The 18,768-nt window shown below is 65.7% G+C and carries 18 protein-coding genes; 8 read left to right on the top strand and 10 right to left on the bottom strand.

The window, feature by feature from the left end; all coding sequences use genetic code 11:
• Positions 1-14 precede the first annotated feature (14 nt).
• Positions 15-2,468, bottom strand: coding sequence for a discoidin domain-containing protein (locus R2770_05395; protein MEZ5279887.1), 2,454 nt, complete (start codon positions 2,466-2,468; stop codon positions 15-17).
• A 161-nt stretch (positions 2,469-2,629) separates the two neighbouring features.
• Between R2770_05395 and R2770_05390 the strand changes: the two genes are divergently transcribed.
• Together R2770_05390 and R2770_05385 are read left to right on the top strand one after the other, a co-directional pair.
• A complete protein-coding gene (locus tag R2770_05390) occupies positions 2,630-3,481 on the top strand; it encodes a DUF3097 family protein (GenBank protein MEZ5279886.1) in 852 nt (283 codons plus the stop codon).
• Positions 3,482-3,522: 41 nt separating this feature from the next.
• A complete protein-coding gene (locus R2770_05385) occupies positions 3,523-4,812 on the top strand; it encodes an MFS transporter (GenBank protein ID MEZ5279885.1) in 1,290 nt (429 codons plus the stop codon).
• Between the two features lies 1 nt (position 4,813).
• Here the strand turns inward: R2770_05385 and R2770_05380 are convergent, their stop codons facing one another.
• Entirely contained in the window at positions 4,814-5,848 is a 1,035-nt protein-coding gene (locus R2770_05380) for a phosphotransferase family protein (protein ID MEZ5279884.1), read from the bottom strand.
• Positions 5,849-5,937: 89 nt separating this feature from the next.
• Between R2770_05380 and R2770_05375 the strand changes: the two genes are divergently transcribed.
• Positions 5,938-6,435: a hypothetical protein gene (locus R2770_05375; protein ID MEZ5279883.1), complete on the top strand. Its 498-nt coding sequence runs from the start codon at positions 5,938-5,940 to the stop codon at positions 6,433-6,435.
• On the opposite strand, the gene R2770_05370 is transcribed toward R2770_05375, so the two are convergent.
• Together R2770_05370 and R2770_05365 are read right to left on the bottom strand one after the other, a co-directional pair.
• Positions 6,432-7,076, bottom strand: coding sequence for a thioredoxin fold domain-containing protein (locus R2770_05370; protein ID MEZ5279882.1), 645 nt, complete (start codon positions 7,074-7,076; stop codon positions 6,432-6,434). The two genes, R2770_05375 and R2770_05370, sit on opposite strands and share 4 nt — an antisense overlap.
• 27 nt (positions 7,077-7,103) lie before the next feature.
• Positions 7,104-7,664, bottom strand: a complete 561-nt coding sequence (locus R2770_05365) for a disulfide bond formation protein B (GenBank protein ID MEZ5279881.1) — start codon at positions 7,662-7,664, stop codon at positions 7,104-7,106.
• 91 nt (positions 7,665-7,755) lie between these two features.
• Between R2770_05365 and R2770_05360 the strand changes: the two genes are divergently transcribed.
• The 3 genes from R2770_05360 (at position 7,756) to R2770_05350 (ending at position 10,139) form a co-directional block, all read left to right on the top strand.
• Positions 7,756-8,556: a metal ABC transporter ATP-binding protein gene (locus tag R2770_05360; protein MEZ5279880.1), complete on the top strand. Its 801-nt coding sequence runs from the start codon at positions 7,756-7,758 to the stop codon at positions 8,554-8,556.
• A gap of 72 nt (positions 8,557-8,628) precedes the next feature.
• The gene (locus R2770_05355) at positions 8,629-9,543 is read left to right on the top strand and encodes a 1,4-dihydroxy-2-naphthoyl-CoA synthase (GenBank protein MEZ5279879.1); all 915 of its coding nucleotides are present in this window, start codon (positions 8,629-8,631) and stop codon (positions 9,541-9,543) included.
• A gap of 326 nt (positions 9,544-9,869) precedes the next feature.
• Entirely contained in the window at positions 9,870-10,139 is a 270-nt protein-coding gene (locus R2770_05350) for a hypothetical protein (protein ID MEZ5279878.1), read from the top strand.
• Positions 10,140-10,211: 72 nt separating this feature from the next.
• Here R2770_05350 and aroQ read toward each other — a convergent pair whose 3' ends face one another.
• The 6 genes from aroQ to bmt form a co-directional block, all read right to left on the bottom strand.
• Positions 10,212-10,652, bottom strand: coding sequence for a type II 3-dehydroquinate dehydratase (gene aroQ, locus R2770_05345; GenBank protein ID MEZ5279877.1), 441 nt, complete (start codon positions 10,650-10,652; stop codon positions 10,212-10,214).
• Positions 10,653-10,709: 57 nt separating this feature from the next.
• A complete protein-coding gene (locus R2770_05340) occupies positions 10,710-11,657 on the bottom strand; it encodes a diacylglycerol kinase family protein (protein ID MEZ5279876.1) in 948 nt (315 codons plus the stop codon).
• Positions 11,654-12,850: a DUF1015 family protein gene (locus R2770_05335; protein MEZ5279875.1), complete on the bottom strand. Its 1,197-nt coding sequence runs from the start codon at positions 12,848-12,850 to the stop codon at positions 11,654-11,656. Before R2770_05335 ends, R2770_05340 begins: the two co-directional genes overlap by 4 nt.
• Positions 12,850-13,932 (bottom strand): 3-phosphoserine/phosphohydroxythreonine transaminase, encoded by a 1,083-nt coding sequence (gene serC, locus R2770_05330; protein MEZ5279874.1) that lies wholly within the window; start codon positions 13,930-13,932, stop codon positions 12,850-12,852. Before serC ends, R2770_05335 begins: the two co-directional genes overlap by 1 nt.
• 25 nt (positions 13,933-13,957) lie before the next feature.
• A complete protein-coding gene (locus R2770_05325; protein MEZ5279873.1) occupies positions 13,958-15,154 on the bottom strand; it encodes an NAD(P)-dependent oxidoreductase in 1,197 nt (398 codons plus the stop codon).
• A 75-nt stretch (positions 15,155-15,229) separates the two neighbouring features.
• Entirely contained in the window at positions 15,230-16,204 is a 975-nt protein-coding gene (gene bmt / locus R2770_05320) for a betaine--homocysteine S-methyltransferase (protein ID MEZ5279872.1), read from the bottom strand.
• Positions 16,205-16,308: 104 nt separating this feature from the next.
• Here bmt and R2770_05315 point away from each other — a divergent pair, with 104 nt between their 5' ends.
• Positions 16,309-17,553 carry an acyl-CoA dehydrogenase family protein gene (locus R2770_05315; protein ID MEZ5279871.1) on the top strand — a complete coding sequence of 415 codons (1,245 nt, stop codon included), beginning with the start codon at positions 16,309-16,311 and terminating at the stop codon, positions 17,551-17,553.
• Positions 17,554-17,702: 149 nt separating this feature from the next.
• Positions 17,703-18,767, top strand: a complete 1,065-nt coding sequence (locus tag R2770_05310; GenBank protein ID MEZ5279870.1) for a membrane dipeptidase — start codon at positions 17,703-17,705, stop codon at positions 18,765-18,767.
• Position 18,768: the final 1 nt, after the last annotated feature.

The following is an 18,768-nucleotide window of genomic DNA, read 5'->3' as shown; positions in this document are numbered from 1 at the left end:
CGACGGAAGCGGAGTTAAGCAGAGCTGAAGGCTCGGGCTAGCTCGGGGCTGACGTTGTCGGCTTGGTCGGCGGCGGTTGCGAACAAACGGTACGAGCCTGGGGCCAGTTCGACGGCCAGGCTCCAACCGGTGGTTGTCGCGCCGGGCTCGGTGAGCTGGGCTTGCAGCTGTGTCCATGCGCCCCAGGTTCCGTCCGGTTGCAGCCACTGTTTCGATTCTCGGTCTCGTATCGCGATTCGTACCCAGCTGACCGAGGTGTCGTCGGTGGCCGTGCCGCCGAGCACGATGGTGCCGGCCGGCAGTTCGGCCTCGGCGGTCGGGGTGTCGACCACCAGCTGGGGTGCCTGATCGTCCAACCCGACGAGGAACTTGTTGTTGGCCTCTGGGGCGGCGTTACCCGCCTGGTCGCTGCCGTTGACGAACGCCGAGTATGACCCTGGTGGCAGCTGCACCGTGAGGCTCCAGTCGCTCTGTGAGCTACCTGGGGCCAACACGCTGGCCTCGAATTGGTGCCAGGCACCGAACGATCCGTCGGATCGCAGCCAGTCGCCCGTGTTGCGGTCGCGGATACCCACAAGAACCTGACCCACTGCGACGTCGTCGCCGATGGAGCCGACCAGTTCGACGTCGGGGCCTGGTTCCACTGCCCCGTCGGCCGGCGTGGCGAAGACCACCGAGGGTGCAACCGTGTCGTCTGGCCCGGTTCCGGTGTTCTGGTACACGACGACTTCGGACAAGAACAGCTGGCCCTGTCCGTCCAGCTGCACCCTGACATAGCGCGCCTGAGTCCACGCCTGGACCGTGACCTTGCGGTCTTGGGGGCCGGCGAGCAGGGTGGCGTCGACGTTTGGATCGCCTGCCAGAACGGCCGGATCGGTGCTGGCGAACGGTTGGTTGCTGGTGAACACCCACACGTCGGAGAACTCGTCCTGGCAGCAATCTGTGCGGGTCCACAGCGAGATTTCAGAAATGTCGTGCGAAGCGCCGAGGTCGACCTCCCACCACGGCTGGGTTTCGTTCTCGGTCGCGGCGATGGTGCCGGTGAACAGCTGCTTGTCGCGGTTGGCGTCGATGGCCAGCTCGGGGCCATATCCACTCCAGGTCGACGACTGGGTGGCGCTGCCCGACAGGGCCAGGTCTTCTCGGGCGTCTCGAATGTCGAAGAAGGCCATGCGGCCGGTACGCACGTCGGCTGTCCACGTCTGGTCGCCGCCCACCAGCAGGCCCGCCGGTATCACCTCGATGCTGCGAATGCCGTTGCGGGCGTCGGTGTCGGGGGCGTACTTGATGGCCTTGCCGGTGGCGGGGTCGAGCGCGGCGAAGGTGTCTCGATACACCTCGGTGGGGTCGTTGCGAGTCTTGTTGGGGCATTTGCCGACAGGTGCCGGATTGCCCCACGGCTCGGCTGTGGTGGGTCCTTCGGTCCAGCAGAAGTGCCCACCGATGTAGACGGCGTTGTTGTCGATACCAAGGGCGAAGGTCGAGTCGTGGTTGCGTGTCACCCACAGCGGCTGCGTGTTGGCGCCTCCCGCGACCGGAAACGCGGTGGCTGTATCTCGCCACGGTGGGCTGTCGCCCCAGCCGCCGCTGACCACCAGGTAGGTGCCATCGGGAGACACCTCGCCGTCGACGATCGACACCACCGAGGTGGCGTCCCAGAAGTCGGTCTGCCACGGCAGCAAAGCGGGTGGTGAGGTGCCGATGTCGATCATGGCAACCCCGCGACGCTCTTGTCCGCCCACGAACTTGGCGCGGTGCATGACCACCAGGGTCGATCCGTCCGGTGTGGCCCCTATGCGCTGCCCGGCGGTGCCAGCGACCTGGCCGATGTAGGTCTCGAGCGGGAAGTCGAAGTCGTCTCGAACCTCGCCTGTGGTCGCATCCACGGCGGCCAGCCCCAGCCTGGGCACGTCGTTGACCTCGGTGAAGCCGCCCGTCAGGTAGAGCGTATTGCCCACCAAGACCAGATCTTTCACCTGGGCGTTGGTGTGGGCGACGAATACGGGGTCGACCACGCCGGCGTCGAGGTCGAGTTTCGCGAGCTTGTGACGCGCGGTGCCGTCGATGTCGCTGAACGATCCACCGACGAAGACGTGGTCGTCTTCGGCCGCCGCAATCACAACGCTGACCCGGTCGTTGACCGTGAACTGGTGCGGGTCGAGCGTGCCTGTGTTGACGTCGAACACGTACATGTTGGCCAGGGCGATGGCGCTGGCTCCGCTGGTGGGCTCGACGGATGTGAACGTGCCGCCGACGATGATCCGGTCGCCCTGCTGGGCGCCGGCGTACACGCGCCCGTCGGTGGCGACCGGCGTGTCGGCTCTGGGCTCGGCGTTCTGCAGGCTCTGGGCGCCGTTTGCGCTCGAATCGTTGACGTCGGAGCCCAGCAGCAGGGTGGCGAAGGCCGCGCAGGCTGCCAACCCGACGACGATTGCACGTGTCCTGCGCGTCCTCGACTGTTTGATCATCGCCCGTACCCTGTGCGAGGCGGCAACCCATCATCTCGCAGAGCGTGGGAAGCCGGTTTCTGTGCGTGACGAAGCACCCACCCGAGGTGGCTAGTCCGTCACTTTCGGTACCTGTCGGACAAACCCCCTCCGGTATCCAGTGTTCGGTACCTTCGTCGGGCGTGGTGAGAACACAAACCCCCCGCTGGCAAACACAGGGAATCCTGGCCGGCAGCATCGACGACTTCAGGCGCAGGCACCCGTCTTCGTACCCCGAAGTGCAAGCAACGAAGGGCCTGGTGGTGTTCCACAACGCAAGCGGTCGCCGCGGACAGGTCGTGTCGGTCTCATCGTCGTCGGTCAAGCTCCGCATGGCCGACGGGAAGGTGTCGACATTGCGGCGCTTGCCCGGAGCCTTCCGCATCGACGGTCGCAACGTGTCGTTGGTGCCGCCCCGGCCTGCACCCGACCCCGCGGGCGCCCACACCACACGGTCGGGGTCGATCGCGGACCCGAAAGCCAAGGCCAAAGTCGCCAGGGCCGCGCGGATATGGGTCGAGGGCATTCACGACGCCGAGTTGATCGAGAAGATCTGGGGTGACGATCTGCGCCATGTCGGTGTGGTGATCGAGCCGATGCATGGCGCCGACGATCTGGCGGCCATGATCGCCGGGTTCGAGCCGGGCCCGACCAGAAGGCTCGGAGTGCTGCTGGACCACCTGGTCGAGGGCACCAAGGAGACTCGGCTGGCGGCCGCCGTCGACCAGGCCCACACCCTGATCCTGGGTCACCCGTTCGTCGATGTGTGGGAGGCGGTCAAGCCGTCGGTCGTGGGAATCGAAGCGTGGCCGAGGGTTCCCATTGGAACCGACTGGAAGACGGGCGTCTGCCGGGCTCTCGGCGTCGGCTCGCCGCCCGAGTTCTGGCGTCAGATCGTGGCCAGGGTCGATTCGTTCACCGACTTGGACGTGTCGTTGATCAACTCGGTCGAACGCCTCATCGACTTCGTGACCGAAGACCCCGGCGGCGAATAACCGGTGCACACCCACACGGCGGGCGCTAGACACTGCCGGTGGTGAATCGATCGTATGCGCGCCTGGTGGCGGCCAGCACCATCCCCAACCTGGGCGACGGCGTCGCTCTCATCGCCTACCCGTGGTTGGCATCGGCTATCACGCGCAACGCGACGCTGATTTCGCTCATCGCCGTTGCTCAGCGACTTCCGTGGCTGCTCTTTTCGCTTCCCGCCGGTGTCATCACCGACCGCGTCGACCGCAAGCGCCTGATGGTGGTGATGGACTTCACCAGGGGGATGCTGACCCTGGGCGTCGCTGCCGTCGTGGCATGGCGCAGCGCCTCTTTGCCCGGAGCTGACGAACTGGAGAACATCGTCGGCACCGATGTTGGGCTGTACCTGGTGCTGCTGGTGGCGACAGTGTTGTTTGGCTTCGCCGAAGTGTTGCGAGACAACGCAGGCCAGACCTTCCTGCCTGCAATCGTCGCCAAGGACGACCTCGAGAAGGCCAACGGCAGGCTCTGGAGCGCCGAGCAGGTCGCCAACAGCTTCGCCGGACCGCCGCTGGGTAGCCTCCTGATCGGGGTCGCGTTCGCGGCGCCGTTCTTCTTCGATGCCGCGACCTTTGCCGTGGCAGCCGCGCTGGTGGCTTCGATTCCTGGGCAGTTCCATCCCAAGTCGACGGCTGAACGAGCGCCCTGGCGCACCGAACTGGTCGAAGGCGTGCGCTGGCTCTGGAGCCACGAGCTGCTGCGGCCGCTGGCGATCACCCTCGGAGTGCTCAACGCGCTCGGCGCGCTTCCGTTCGCGGTGCTGGTGCTCTTCGGCCAAGAGGTTCTCGGCACGTCGGCCACCGAGTTCGCGCTGCTGGGCACGGGTGGTGCGCTGGGCGGCGTTCTGGGCGGGTTCGCAGCATCGGCAATCGCCAAACGAATCGGCGAGGGCGCGGCGCTGTTCCTGGTGCTGGTGGGCAGCGGTGTCATCAGCGCAGCCATAGGTTTCGCAGGCCACTGGCTGGTGGTGTGGGCGTTGTTTGCGACATCGACTGTGTTGGCCGTGGTTTGGAACGTCATCACGGTGTCGTTGCGACAGTCGATAATCCCCGACGGCCTGCTGGGGCGCGTCAACTCGGTCTACAGATTCTTTGCCTGGGGAATGATGCCCATCGGTGCGTTTGCCGGGGGTCTGCTGGTTGCTCTGGCCGACGGTCCGTTCGGCCGCACCACGGCGTTGAGGTTGCCCTGGGTGGTGTCGGGTGTGCTGCACCTGGCGCTGTTGGTGTACGCGGCGCCTCGCCTGACGTCGGCCAAGATCTCGGCTGCCAGGGCGGCCGCCGAAGCCGCCGGCTGAGTCACATCGAGCTGGCCGCAGCCTCGGCGTTGTCGATTGCCATGACGGCTCGGCTCAGCAGGTGGGGCATGTCGATGCCCTCGGTGCTCTTTTGTCCCCTGCGATAGCGGGCGTAGACCCCGTGGATGATGCACGCGGTCTTGAAATAGTTGAAGGCCCGATAGAAGTCGAGACGGCTCAGGTCGGCACCCGTGATGCGCTGGTATTCCTCGACCAGCGTTTCGGGCCCGACCATGCCCTCGGCCGTGGTCGGCGGCTGGGTGTCGGCGCCTGCCGGGCTGGCCGGCGTCGACCAGGCGTTGAGCGAATAGGCGAAATCGGCCAGTGGGTCGCCCAGGGTGGCGATCTCCCAGTCGAGCACCGCCACGAGGCTGCCGTCTGAGTCGATCATGGTGTTGTGCAGGCCGAAGTCGCCGTGTACGACCCTGGCCGGGCCTTGCGTGGGTGCCTCGGCCTGGAAACGTTCGTGCAGGGCGTGGATGCGTGCGTCGTCGTATTCGGCAGCCTCGGCAGACGAGGTCCAGGAGCCGTACCAAGTGCGCAGCTGTCGCTGAACATAGCCGTCGTGACGACCCAGATCTCCGAGGCCGATATCTACCGGATCGAGCGAATGCAGGGTTGCCAGCGTCGAGATGAAGCTGATGCCGACCCTGGGCCGGTTCTCGACGGGAATCCAATCGACGACATCGTCGGCGGTGTACAGGGCCCGGCCCCCGACCTTGCCCATTATGTAGAAGTGGGCGCCCGTCACCGACGGGTCTTCGCAGTATGCGTGTGGCGTGGCTACAGGAACCCCTCGGCCGTGCAGCGCCGAGATGATCTTGAACTCGCGGCCCATGTCGTGGGCCTTGGGCAACAGCTCACCCTCGGGTGGGCGGCGGATGACGGCCTCGACGCCGTGGGTGTCGGCGATCAGGTAGGTGAGGTTCGAGTGGCCGCCCTCCAGGCGTTCCCAGCTGAAGGGTGGCACCAGCGACGTGTGCTGCGCGGCCCAGTTCTCGACGGCAGCGACGTCGTAGCCTGGAATGTCGCTCACGGTGTCCCCCTAGAGTCTCAACGAAGTGTTGTCGCGCCCGCCCGGGCGCGAGCGGCAATAGTAATCGTCCGAGCCACGCGGAAGCACAGATGAGCGACCAGACCCGAGCCATGATCGAGCAGATCCACGCCACACCAGCGATGATCGTGCTGGTGGTTACCGGCGGTGGCGCCACCGCCATCGGCGAGTTGTTGGGCGTTGCCGGCGCATCTTCAACGGTGCTCGAGGCGACGGTTCCGTACGCGCGCACCGCTTTGGCCGGCTGGCTCGACCGAAGCGACGGCGGAGCCGATGCCGAGGCCGCCCTCGACATGGCGATGGTGGCCCACCGGCGAGCGGTCGAGCTTGCCGCGGGCCACGCGCCGGTGTTCGGGGTTGCATGCACAGCCGCGCTGGCCACACTTCGCGACCGTCGTGGCAGCGACCGGGCCCACATAGCAGCGGTGGGCGATGGCGCAGTGATAGCGCAGCACCTGCGGCTCGAGCGCACCGATGGACGCGAGGTCCAAGAGCGCCTGGTCAGCGATGCAGTCTTGGCGATGGTTGCAAAGGCCTGCGGGGTGGTTCCGGCAGAGCCCCAGGCCTAGCCGATCGATGTGAGGATACGGGCGACCTCGTCGGCACCCAGCTCGCCGGTGGCTCGCTGCACGACCCTGCCTTCACCATCGACGAACACCCAGTACGGGAACGCACTGAGGCCGTAGGCGTCGGCCACCTGGCCGGTGATGTCGACCAGAACCGGCGGGGTCCAGCCCTCGAAGTCGAGCCAGTTGTCGGGCGGGTAGTTGGCCCGGGTGGCATCGATTGCCGTGGCCACCGAGCGGATCTCGGTTCCTTCGGGCAGGCCGCCGTCGTCGATCCAGTTCTGGATTACGGGAACCTCGTTCTGGCAGTGGGGGCACCAGTGGGCCAGGAACACGATGCCCATCGGCTGGCCAGTGGGCTCGAGGACCTGGGCGTTACCGTCGAAGTCGACGCCCTCGACGAACGGGATCTCCTTGCCCACCGCTTCGTCGTTGGAGCTGTCGGTGAATATCGCAAGGGCGCGGCCCGACACCACGGCCGGTTCGATGTCTGCCAGAGCTGGGCTCTCGTCGGCGCTGGAGCCAGACATGGCGATGGCGATGACGCCGCCTATGGCCAGCACGGCGACAACCCCCAGCAGGATGATCCAGGTGCCCCTGGATGGCCCGGCATCGGCGTCGTAATGGGTGGGTTTATCGGACATAGGAAGGTCTCCTGGGTGAGAGAGATCTCAGGCGCTGACGGTAGCGGCCGAGCGGCGATTTTGGCGGGCAACCCACACAAGGGCGATTACGGCGAGGAAGGCCGAGCCGGCCATGTAGGCCAGCGACATGAAGCCGAAGCGGCGGAACAGGGCGACGGTGCACGGCACGACCACGTCGCAAGAGTCTGAGCCCCATTCGGGCTTCCACTCGATGGTGTAGTGGTATGTCGAGATTGCCAGCCCGATGCCTGCGATGACCCACGAGTACAGCGCCACCGACAGATCGCGCCTGAACGCAGCTATGGGCAGCATCACGCCTAGCGGGTACATCATGGTGCGCTGGAACCAGCAGAAACGGCACGGAATCAGGTTGCCGCCTGTCGACATCCAGAGGCTGCCGACCGAGGCAACCAGCGCCACAGCGGCGGCAAACGGCAACGCCAGCGGAGCCAGGTCGTGCAAGAAGCGCTTCGCCAGCCCCGACCCCGAGCGTGCTGCAACCGCCGCCACCACGATCGCGACAACAGCAGCGTTTGCCGCAAGGGTGAAGAAGGCGAACAGTAGCGACATCGAATCGACGGTGAACACGGCCAACACGATAAGGGCTGTCGACCGCTATGGGCCGTCATTGAAGACATGGCCGGTTTGTTCGCCCCCGTGTTTGGGCCACACTTGTCCGGTGCCACCAGCCGCAGCCATCGCCATATCGGGCGCAACCGTCAGACGTGGGGCCGTGATGGCACTGGACTCAGTCGATCTCGTAGTCGATCAGGGGACCACGACGGCGCTGGTCGGCCCCAACGGATCGGGCAAGTCGACCCTGCTCCACCTGATCGCCGGGCTGCTAGACCCGACGGTGGGAAGCATCGAGGTTGCGGCCCGGCGGGTGGGCTACGTGTTGCAGCACCACGCCGGCGAGCGCTGGATGCCGCTGACCGTGGCCGAGGTGGTGCGGATGGGACGTTTCGAGGGCCTGCTGGGCAGGTCCACGAGCGGCAGCCTGCTTGGCACGGCCAAGGGCGGCGGCTCCAAGGCCCACGACCGGCGGGTTGTTGCTGATGCGATGGAGCGCCTGGAGGTGGCGGGGCTGGCAGCGCGCCAATACAGCGCCCTGTCGGGCGGGCAGAGACAAAGGGTCTTGATCGCCCAGGCGCTGGCGCGAGAACCCCAGCTGCTGCTGCTCGACGAGCCGCTGACCGGTCTCGATGGGCCCAGCCAGGATCTCATCGTCAACCTGCTCGGCGAACTGAACGCCCAGGGAACCACCATCGTGTTGTCGACGCATCATCTCGAAGAATGCCGGCACGCAAGCCAGGTGGCGCTGTTGGCGGGTCGGCTCGTGGCCGCCGGCCCACCCGACCAGATCCTGGTGCCGTCGGTATTGCGACAGGCCTACGGGCTGAGGGTGCTCGAGACCGGCGAGGGTGGGCCCGTTCACATCGTCGACGATCACGGCCACGACCATCCACACGAACACTGATTACGAACGCCCGGCGGCCACAGCACGCTTCCGGGTCTGGCCCGCAGCGGCCGTGCACCTATGCTCGCCGATGTGAGCGACGTGCAAAAGGTTTCCGAGATCTTCGACCCCACGGCCTGGCGCCAGATCGAAGGGTTCGACTTCACCGACATCACCTATCACCGGGCACTCGACCAGGGCACGGTGCGGATCGCATTCAATCGGCCCGAGGTACGAAACGCCTTCCGGCCCCACACCGTCGATGAGCTCTATCGCGCCCTCGACCACGCCCGCATGAGCTCCGACGTCGGATGTGTGCTGCTGACCGGCAACGGCCCTTCGCCCAAGGACGGCGGCTGGGCCTTTTGCTCGGGCGGCGACCAACGCATCAGGGGCAAGGACGGCTACCGGTACGCCGAGGGCGAGACCAGCGACTCGATCGACCCGGCCCGAACCGGCCGGCTGCACATCCTCGAGGTACAACGCCTCATCCGCATGATGCCCAAGGTCGTGGTGGCCGTCGTGCCCGGGTGGGCCGTGGGCGGAGGCCACTCGCTGCACTCGGTCTGCGACCTCACCATCGCCAGCCGCGAGCACGCCATCTTCAAACAGACGGACACAGCCGTGGCCAGCGTCGACGGCGGCTACGGATCGGCATACCTGGCCAAGCAGATTGGGCAGAAGTTCGCCCGCGAGATCTTCTTCCTCGGGCACTCGTACTCGGCCGACGACGCCCACCGCATGGGCATGGTCAACGCGGTGGTGCCCCACGCCGAGCTAGAACAGTTCGCCCTGTCGTGGGGGCGCGACATCAACTCCAACTCCCCCACCGCCCAGCGCATGGCGAAGTTCGCCATGAACCTCGCAGACGACGGCATGGTCGGCCAGCAAGTGTTCGCCGGCGAGGCCACACGCCTCATCTACATGACCGAGGAAGCCGTCGAGGGCAGAGACTCCTTCCTCGAAAAGCGCGACCCGGACTGGTCTGCGTTCCCCTGGTACTACTGAGTTATAGGTGCTAGTTCGCGACACCTTTGGTGTCGCTCATACGCACATTGGTCTGCGCCGCTCGTCGGTGACACCTCCTCGCTACCTTCGGTGTCGCTCATACGTGTGACCTATCTCAAACTCCAGGGTGCGTGTGTTTGGCCGACTGGACTGTTACAGTCGGGTTTTCCGGTTTTCGCGTCGTTGTCTGACGCGCCCGTCGAGCGGGTGTCGGCGTCGCCGTTGCGCAGACCGGTAGCGACATCGGGTCGCACTGGCTCACCACTAGTGGTGGGCTCGGACGCGGTCCGTAGTCGGCACGTGTTGAACGAGTCGAGGAGGCGAACATGGCAACGAGCAGGACCAGTTACGGGAAGCTTCAGCGTGATCGCGCCAAGAAGGAAAAGGCCGAGTTGAAGCGGGCACGCCGCATGGCTCGCGAAGACGATCCAGAAGCCGCGAGCCAAGAAAAGCTCGAGGCCAACGTCGCTGCCGACCCGGCGGCATTGCTGGCCCAGGTCGAAGAACTGCACCGCCAGTTCGAGGCCGACGAGATCGATTTCGACACCTTCGAGGACCGCAAGCTGGAACTCATGGAGCAGCTCACACTCGACTGAGCTGCAGTCCCAACCAAAACGACCAGAGGGCCGCCCCGACGACATGTCGGAGCGGCCCTCGGCATTTTGGCCCTAGTCCTTCAGGTGGCGCAGAAGGGCCTCGACGGCCAGCGAGTAGCTGACCCGCCCAAAGCCCAGAATCTGTCCTAGGCACACACCGGCCAGCATTGTGGTGTGCCTGAAGCTCTCTCGCTGGTGAACGTTGGAGATGTGGATCTCGACAACCGGAACGGCCACACCGGCTATTGCGTCTCGCAACGCGATGCTGGTGTGCGTGTAGGCCCCTGCGTTCAGAACCACACCGTCGTGTTTGCCGTCGGCCTCGTGAATAGCCGAGACCAGCTCGCCCTCGATGTTGGACTGGAAGTCGACGATCTCGGCACGCCCGATGTACGCAGCCTTCAAACCGTCGACCAACTCGGCCAGGGTGCCCGATCCGTAGATGTCGGGCTCGCGGGTGCCGAGCAGGTTCAGGTTTGGACCGTTGAGTACAAGGATGCTTGGAGTCATCATCTTCTCACTGATATGGGGCCAGGGCCCGATGGATGAGTCCATCATGGCCCTTGGGGCCTAACTTGCGACGTCGATGCCGCAGATTGACAGTGCGGCGGGCAGCACCTCGACCCGGGCCGGAAGCGGGCACACGGGCTCGCCGTCGCCCCACAGCTCGAGCGCATCAGACGTCGGCTCGATGACGACCGAACTGGCCCTCGACACCTGTACGTGGCGGTTCTTGGTGTGGCGGCCGAACAAGGCCGCGGGCAGCAACCTCAGGTAGTCGCGCCTGGGCGCATCGTCCACCACGACCACATCGGCCAGACCATCGGTGGGGGCGGCGTCTGGTGCGATCTTCGTGCCCCCGCCGAAGCTGTGGGTGTTGGCGATCGCCAGCAACGACACCGCTTCTGTTCGAGACGCCGACCCGCGATCAAGGGTCAACGTCAGCTCTCGAGCCGACAGGCGCGGAAGCTCGCGCAGTGTGGCGATCGTGTACCTCAGCGAGCCGCGAGGGCGCGACATGGTGTTTGCCAGCCGGTTTACATCGACGGGAAAGCAGGCCGCTGCGATGGTCAGCACCGGTATTGACCGGCTGGGCTCGTTCAGCGGGGTGCAGCACAACACGTCGCACGGCCCTGAAGCGCCAAGCGCCAACCGGATCGACCTGTCCAACGCCCTGCCGGGTGTCGCTAGCGGTGAGCTTCGCAGTCCCAGGCCCCGAACCGCATCGTTTCCTGTTCCGGCCGCCACGATGGCCAATGCGGTCGTAGACCCCACCAGTGCCGGCAGGACGGCGTGTACGAGGCCATCGCCACCGACGCACACAACACGGTCGCTATGCCCTGCCACGGCCTCTCGGGCGACCTCCAGCGACTCAGCAGCCGACGAGGGCGAGTGCACGTGCGGGTCGAACCCTCCGAGTCTTGCTGCTTCTGCCACCCGCTGTGCCATCACCATTGCCTGGCCGCCACCCGCAGTGGTGTTGGCGACAACGTCGAGCCGCCCGCGTGGCCCGGTCACCCCTGAGCCCGGGCGCCTTGATCGACTGGGCGCAAAATGACGCCCGACCGGGCCTTGGGCGAGAAGTATGTCGATTTGGGTGGCATGATCTGCCCGGCGTCGGCGACTGCGAACAACTCGTCCATGTCGATGGGGTTCATGGCGCACAGCATGCCGCCATGGCCATCGACCGTGGCGGCCAGATCGGCCAGCGAACGGGTGCCCGGCAGATAATGCATCGGCACCGCACCCAGCCCCAGGTCGGTGATCAGACGGTCGAAGCGAACCGGCTCGAGCACGTCGAGGGCGGTGTCGGTGAACGCTCCTGGCAACTCGGCCAGCACCCAGCGCCCTGCTCCATAAAAGCCGATCTGGCCGTGCTTGCGGCGCTCGACCTCGTGAACCGTCACCCGGTGGCTGGCCAGCGAGCTCTCGATCAGAGCCAGTGTCGCCTCGGCGTCGTCGACGTGCATCCACCTGTGATGCGAATAGTTGCGCATCTCGTCTTCGGGGAAGATCGCGCTGAGCACCCACTGGGCATCGGGACCACCACTCTCGGCGATCACTTCTGAGGCGCCGGTGCGGTGATGGCCGTCGATTATGTACAGCGGCACACCGTCGAGGGCCTGCACCAGGCGCTCCGTTGCCCCTGCATCGACCTCCCAGATCGTCTGGTCGAGGCCGTCGGGCGACTCGAGATGAAGCACGGGCTCGTGCCTGGTGGCGGCCTCGATCTCGGCGCTGATGGACGCGACCGGACGATGGGCCACCACGACGGGGCTCGATTGGTGACCCACCACCTTCAGGTGTTTCGCCAGGTGATCGCGTCGACTACCGCGGACCTCCTCGTGGGCCCGCAGCTGCCCGGTGGCCCGAGATTTGGCCCACACACCACACAGCAGCCCGGTCTGGGTGTGGTCGGCGGTGCGCAGCCTGATCGCGTACATCGCAGGTTGGCGCAGGTCGCAGAACACGCCCTCGTCGAGCAATCGATCGAGGGCCTCCTTGCCGGCCACCAACAACTCCTCGTCGGTCTCGGGCGAATCGGGAGACGCATCTTCGGGGCCACGCGTCACGGCCAGATACGACAGCGGGTGCTGGGCGATGTGGGCCCGGCGCTCGGCCGGGGTCAGGGCGTCGTGTGGCGGCGAGGGAACCTCTCGGGAGAACTCGTCCTTGACGAACCTGACCTCGACTGGGCTGATGCGGGCCATCAATCACCCCCTGAGGCGAAGCTGCGCATGAACGATGCGAGGGCTTCGACCGATTCGGTGGGCAGTGCGTTGTAGATGCTGGCCCTGATCCCACCGACGCTTCGATGACCCTTGAGGTTCAGAAGCGCTAGCTCTTCGGCCGCGTTCAGGAAGGTCTTCTCCATGTCTGGGTCGGCGAGCCGGAACACGATGTTGGTGTGCGAACGATCGCTGCGGGCCACCGGGCTGCGATAGAAGCCGTCGCTCGAGTCGATCAGGTCGTACAGGATCGACGAGCGTTCGGCGGCCCGGGCCTGCATGGCCGGCACTCCCCCGTTGGCTTCGATCCACTCGAGCATCAGGCCCATGGCCCAGATCGAGAACATCGGTGGTGTGTTGGCCAGGCTGTCGGCGTCTGCGTGCACCTTGAAGTCGAGGTACTTGGGCAGGTTGTTCGGCCCTTGTTCGAGAACCGACTTGCGCACGAAAACCACAGCCACTCCGGCAGGGCCCAAGTTCTTTTGTGCTCCGCCATAGACGAGGTCGTAGTTGTCCCACGGAATCTCGCGCGTCAGATAGTCCGAGGACATGTCGGCGACCTGCGGAACGTCGAGACCGAAAAGCTCTGGCATGCGGATGCCACCGATGGTCTCGTTGGACGTGACGTGGACATACCTGGTGCCGTCGCGCACTTCGATCTCGTCGACCGACGGCATACGCGTGTAGTCGTCGGCCTCGCCATGCCACGCGGCGTAGACATCGCCACAACGGGTCGCGTCCGAGTGGGCCGCCTTACCCCAGCTGCCGCTGACGACATAGCCGGCGGTCTGGCCCGCGCCCAACAGGTTCATCGGGATCATCGCGAACTGAAGGCTGGCGCCGCCTTGCAGCAGCAGCACATCGAAGTCGTCCGGCACGGCGCAAAGCCGGCGGAGCAGGTCGAGCGTGTGGTGATGGACAGCGTCGTATTCGTCGGAGCGATGGCTCATCTCGATCAACGACATCCCGCTGCCGCCGAAGTCGACCATCTGGTCGGCGAGTTGTTCGAGTACCGAAACCGGCAGCGTGCAGGGGCCGGCGCAGAAGTTGTGGGCACGATTCATGTGTGATTCTCCTGTTGGGCCCGGGTCAGTGGGCTACCGACACGGCGATGATGTCGTCGTCGGATTCGATCTTGGCTAGAAGCTCTGGCGACAGCTCGCCTTCTACGTTGATGCTGGCGACTGCGGCTGCCGATCCGAGGAAGACCTGGTTCTGCATCTGCTGGATGTTGCAGCCGGCGTTGCGCAGATCGGCGAACACCTTGGCCAGAACCCCAACCCGATCCACGTGGCGCACCGACAACACACAGGTGCCGAGCGCCTCGTCGATGAGGTTCACACAGTTCTGGACCCGGCCGGCGGCATAGTTCTCGATGACATCGATGGTGCCCTCGGCGATGGCTCGCTGGGCCTGCTCGGTCGAGGCGCCGATGTGGTGAGTGCCGACGACCCTGGGGTGCGTCGCCAGAGTCGATTGGAACGCACCCTGCGATGCGGCCGGTTCGTTCGGGTACACGTCGAGACCGGCGCGCAGGCCGGCGTCGAGTGCGGCGAGCAGGTCTTGCCCGACCACCAGGTCGCCCCTGGCGGTGTTCAACAGGATCGCTCCGGCGGGCAACTTGGCCAGGAAAGCGGCGTCGACCATACCCGTGGTGGCCGGGCTCTTCGGAACGTGCAAGCTGACGACGTCTGCCTGGCTCAGCATCTCGTCGAGCGAATCGACCAGTTGCACCCCGGTCGAACGAATGCGTGCCAATGCGTCGGCCGTGCGTGGTTTGCGCTCGGCCAGCACCGTCATGCCGAACGCCTTTGCGCGCTCGGCCACTGCGAGCCCGATCTCGCCGAGGCCGATCACGGCCATGGTCTTGCCGTAGATGCCGTCGGCCTTGGTGTAGCGCTTCTTGTCCCACGCCTGGTTGCGCAAGTCGGCGACGTTGTCGGGTATCTGGCGGTCGATGGCCAGCAGCAGGCCCATCGCCAGCTCGGCCACGGCGATGGCGTTACGGCCTGGAACGTTGCACACATAGATGCCGCGCTGCGAGGCGGCGTCGATGTCGATGTTGTCGGTTCCGGCGCCTGCTCGGGTGATCAGGCCCAATCGATCGGCCGATGCGATGGTGTCGGCGGTGACCTTGGTCGACCGCACCACCAACACGTCGAACCCGCCGATGGCCGAGGGCAGTTCGTCTGCGCTGAGTGAAGCATCCACGACCGTTTCGTGGCCGGCGGCGCGCAGCGTTTCGAGGCGATCTTCTTCGATCGCGTCAGCGAACAGGATTCGCATATTCAGCTCCTTGTCTGTTCGACGCGGGCGGCGGCACCCGTCGGGTGCGGCCGGAGCGGGCCGAACGGAGCCAGATTAGCGCCTGCGGCGTGCTCGTCTAGCGGCTCGCTCGCCGGACTCCTCGGCCCGAGCCGTCGCGACACCGACCTCGACCTCTGGTACGTCGATGTCGCCGTCGAGAACCTTGCGCATGTGAGCCAGATGCTCGGGAGCGCTGCCGCAGCAGCCACCGATTATCTCAGCCCCCAATCCCCTGACCCGATGGGCGTGGGCGGCCATGACGTCTGGTGTGCCGCTGTAGTGCAGCTCGCTTCCGACCCACTGGGGTATGCCGGCGTTGGCCTTCGACACCACCAACAGGTCGGGGGCCGCGGCCCGTATCTCTGCGACGGCGGCCTCGGTGTCGGCGAGGTTGTTGCCACAGTTGGCACCCACCGCTGTGACGCCCATGGCCGAGAACCGCTCTGCGGCCATCGTTCCGGTGACGCCCATCATCGTGCGTCCTGCTGTGTCGAAGCTCATGGTCACGACGATCGGCAGCGACGTGACCGACCGCGCGCCTTCGACCGCGGCCTCGGCCTCTTCGAGCGAGCTCATGGTCTCGATCCAGATGATGTCGGCTCCGCCCTCTGCCAGACCCTTGGCCTGGTCGGCGAATGCGGCGCGGGCTGCGTCGGGTTCGAGGCTTCCCATGGGCACCAGCAGTTCGCCGGTGGGACCCACAGAACCGGCAACCAGCACCTTGCGGTCGACCTCGTCGGCTGCGGCCCTGGCGTTGCGCGCTGCTGCGGCGTTGATCTCGACCACGCGATCGTCGAGCGAGTGCAGAGCCAGCCGATACCGGGTACCCCCGAAAGAGTTGGTGAGAACGATGTCTGATCCCGCGGCCACGTAGGCGCGGTGCACGTCGGTGACCGCGGCGGGGGCGTCCAGGTTCATTCGCTCTGGTGCATCGCCCGGTTCGAGACCCGTCTCGAACAGCCGTGTGCCCATCGCCCCGTCCACGAGCAGCACGTCGCGTTCGCTGAGTAGTTCTCGAAGGCAGTCCATGGGCTTTCCAGTCGTCATCTTGGCCGAGATCAGTAGTCGATTCTGGCCTGTTTCATGCGCGATGGTGCATCATCGAGCGACGAAACGGTACGCCTGGAGGTCTGGTGAGCGAAGCGATCGAACGAGAAGTTGCGGCATGGGTCGACGACAACTGGGACCCCGACGCCACCGTCGCGCAGTGGTGGCAGCGGCTTGCCGACGCGGGCCTGTCGCATCCGATGCTGCCGCCAGAGGCAGGCGGTCGCGGCTATTCGCGACCCGAAGCCCAGGCTGTCAGCCGGGCGCTGGCATCGAAGGGGGTCATCAGCCCGCCCACCGGCTTGGGCACCATGTTGGCCGCACCCACGATCGCCACGCACGGCACACCCGAGCAGATCGAGCGCTTCGTGCCTCCGATCTTGAACGGCCAGCAGGCCTGGTGTCAGCTGTTTTCCGAGCCAGGCGCCGGATCTGACCTGGCCGGTCTGAACACCAAGGCCGACCGCGACGGCGACGAGTTCATCGTCAACGGCCAGAAGGTGTGGACCTCGGGCGGCCACATCGCAGATATGGGCATGCTGATCGCCCGCACCGACCCCGACGCTCCAAAGCACAAGGGAATCTCGTATTTCGCCATCGAGATGAACCAGCCGGGCGTCGATGTCAGGCCACTTCGCGAGATGACCGGCCGAGCCCTGTTCAACGAGGTCTTCCTCACCGATGCCAGGGTCGATGCAGCGGCAGCTATCGGCGGCCTGGGCGATGGCTGGCGGGTTGCTAACACCACCCTGATGTGGGAGCGAGCCAGCCTGGGCACCGGGTCGGCTTCCATGCCCCAGTGTGCGGCCGGCCAGATAGCGGGCAACCTCGACCGCAAGTGTGGTGATGTGGTGGCCAAGGCATCCCAGGCCCGGGGCGGTGGCGTCGTGGGAGTGGGCAAGTCGATGTTCGATCAGATCGTCGGTATCGCCCGTCAGAACGGCAAGATCGTCGACCCGGTCATCCGCCAGCGGCTGGTGGGTCTTCATTCGCTGCTCGAGATCAACCGACTGAACGCTCTGCGCTCTAAAGACGCCAATCAGCGCACCGGTGCCGAGGGCAACATCGGCAAGCTCCAGATGAGCGAGCAGTATCGGCAGTTCCGAGAGGTTGGTCTTTCTGTGATCGGGCCCGACGCCATGCTCATGGGGCGGTCCAGCGCGACGGGCGGGCTCATTCAAGAGGCGGCGATCTTCTCGCCCGGTCCGTCGATTTATGGCGGCACCGACCAGGTGCAGCGCAACATCATCGGCGAGCGGGTGTTGGGCCTGCCGCGCGAGCCCGGCCCTGCGGCAGACACCCCCTTCCGCGAACTGCCGAAGAATGGCTGAGCCGCACGGTGGGTGCTTCGGCCACCGGCCGTGTCTTCGGAGGTGTTAGTGCCCGCATCTTTGCGGCAAGCCACTGGCTTCGGTGTTCGCATTGCGTCTGTTGTCGCAAAGATGCGGGCAGAGGCTGACCACAACCATCGGAGGCTTTGGTGACTTCTTCTGGGCGACCCGATCCGCATTCGGTCGAACGCGCCATGAACCTGCTGGCCGAGCGTGGTGCGCTCGACTTCCACACTCATCTGGGACTGTGGGAGGTGCGCGGCCTGGCGCCCGACCTGTACCCCGGTGACGACGGTCTGGCGACCATCATCGATCAGATGCTGGCAGCGGGATGCCGCAGCGCTTCGATCAACCTCACCAGCGACATCCCGGTGATGAAGATGGGTGCGCCCGGAAATCGGTTGCGCGACTACGAGCCTGGAGAGGCATGGGCCGAGTATCAGCGCATGTTGTCGCAGTTGGCCACTCTGTGCGAGATGATGCCCCTCACGGTGGCACGCAGCGTCGCCGACCTCGAAAGAATCCACGACGCAGGCCGGCTGGCGGTTCTGCTGTCGATCGAGGGTGCACACATGGTCGAGGACGACCTGTCACGCATAGCGATCTTGGCCTCTGACGGCATCACCAAGTTCCAGCCAATCCATTACGTACGCACCAAGCTGGGTGACAGCCAGACCGATCCGCCGGCGGATGGTGGCCTGTCGGATCTGGGCAAGGAGGCGGTGCGGTTGGCCAGGGCCAACGGCATGGTCATCGATGCTGCACACGCCAGCCTGGCGTCGACCGCCGACATGGCTGAGGCTGCCGGGGGGCCGATTACGCTCTCACACACCCTGATGGCCTGCGCCGCGGCCCACGGAATCGACGTCGAGCCTCACCCCCGCTGGATCACCGAGGAGCACGCCAGGATGGTCGCCGAGACGGGCGGGATGGTCGGCACCTGGGCCGTGGACGCGCCGTTTGGGGCTGCCGACGCCGATGCGTTCGTGGCCAACGTCATGGCGATGGTCGAGGTCGCCGGCATCGACCACGTCGGTTGGGCCACAGACCACCTCCATTTCGCCATGGGTCCGTGGTTTCGCGACTATTCCCAATTCGCCGAATTGTGCGCCCGGTTCCTCGAAGCCGGCATGAGCGAGCCCGACCTGGTCAAGTTCGTCTCGGGCAACGCCAAGCGCGTTCAAGAAGAAGCCAGAACCAACTCCGAGAGGTAAT

Source organism: Acidimicrobiales bacterium, from assembly GCA_041394185.1.
GTDB lineage: Bacteria > Actinomycetota > Acidimicrobiia > Acidimicrobiales > Poriferisodalaceae > JAAETH01.
The sequence above is the reverse complement of the archived record's forward strand: the minus strand, read 5'-3'. Positions and strand labels throughout refer to the sequence as shown.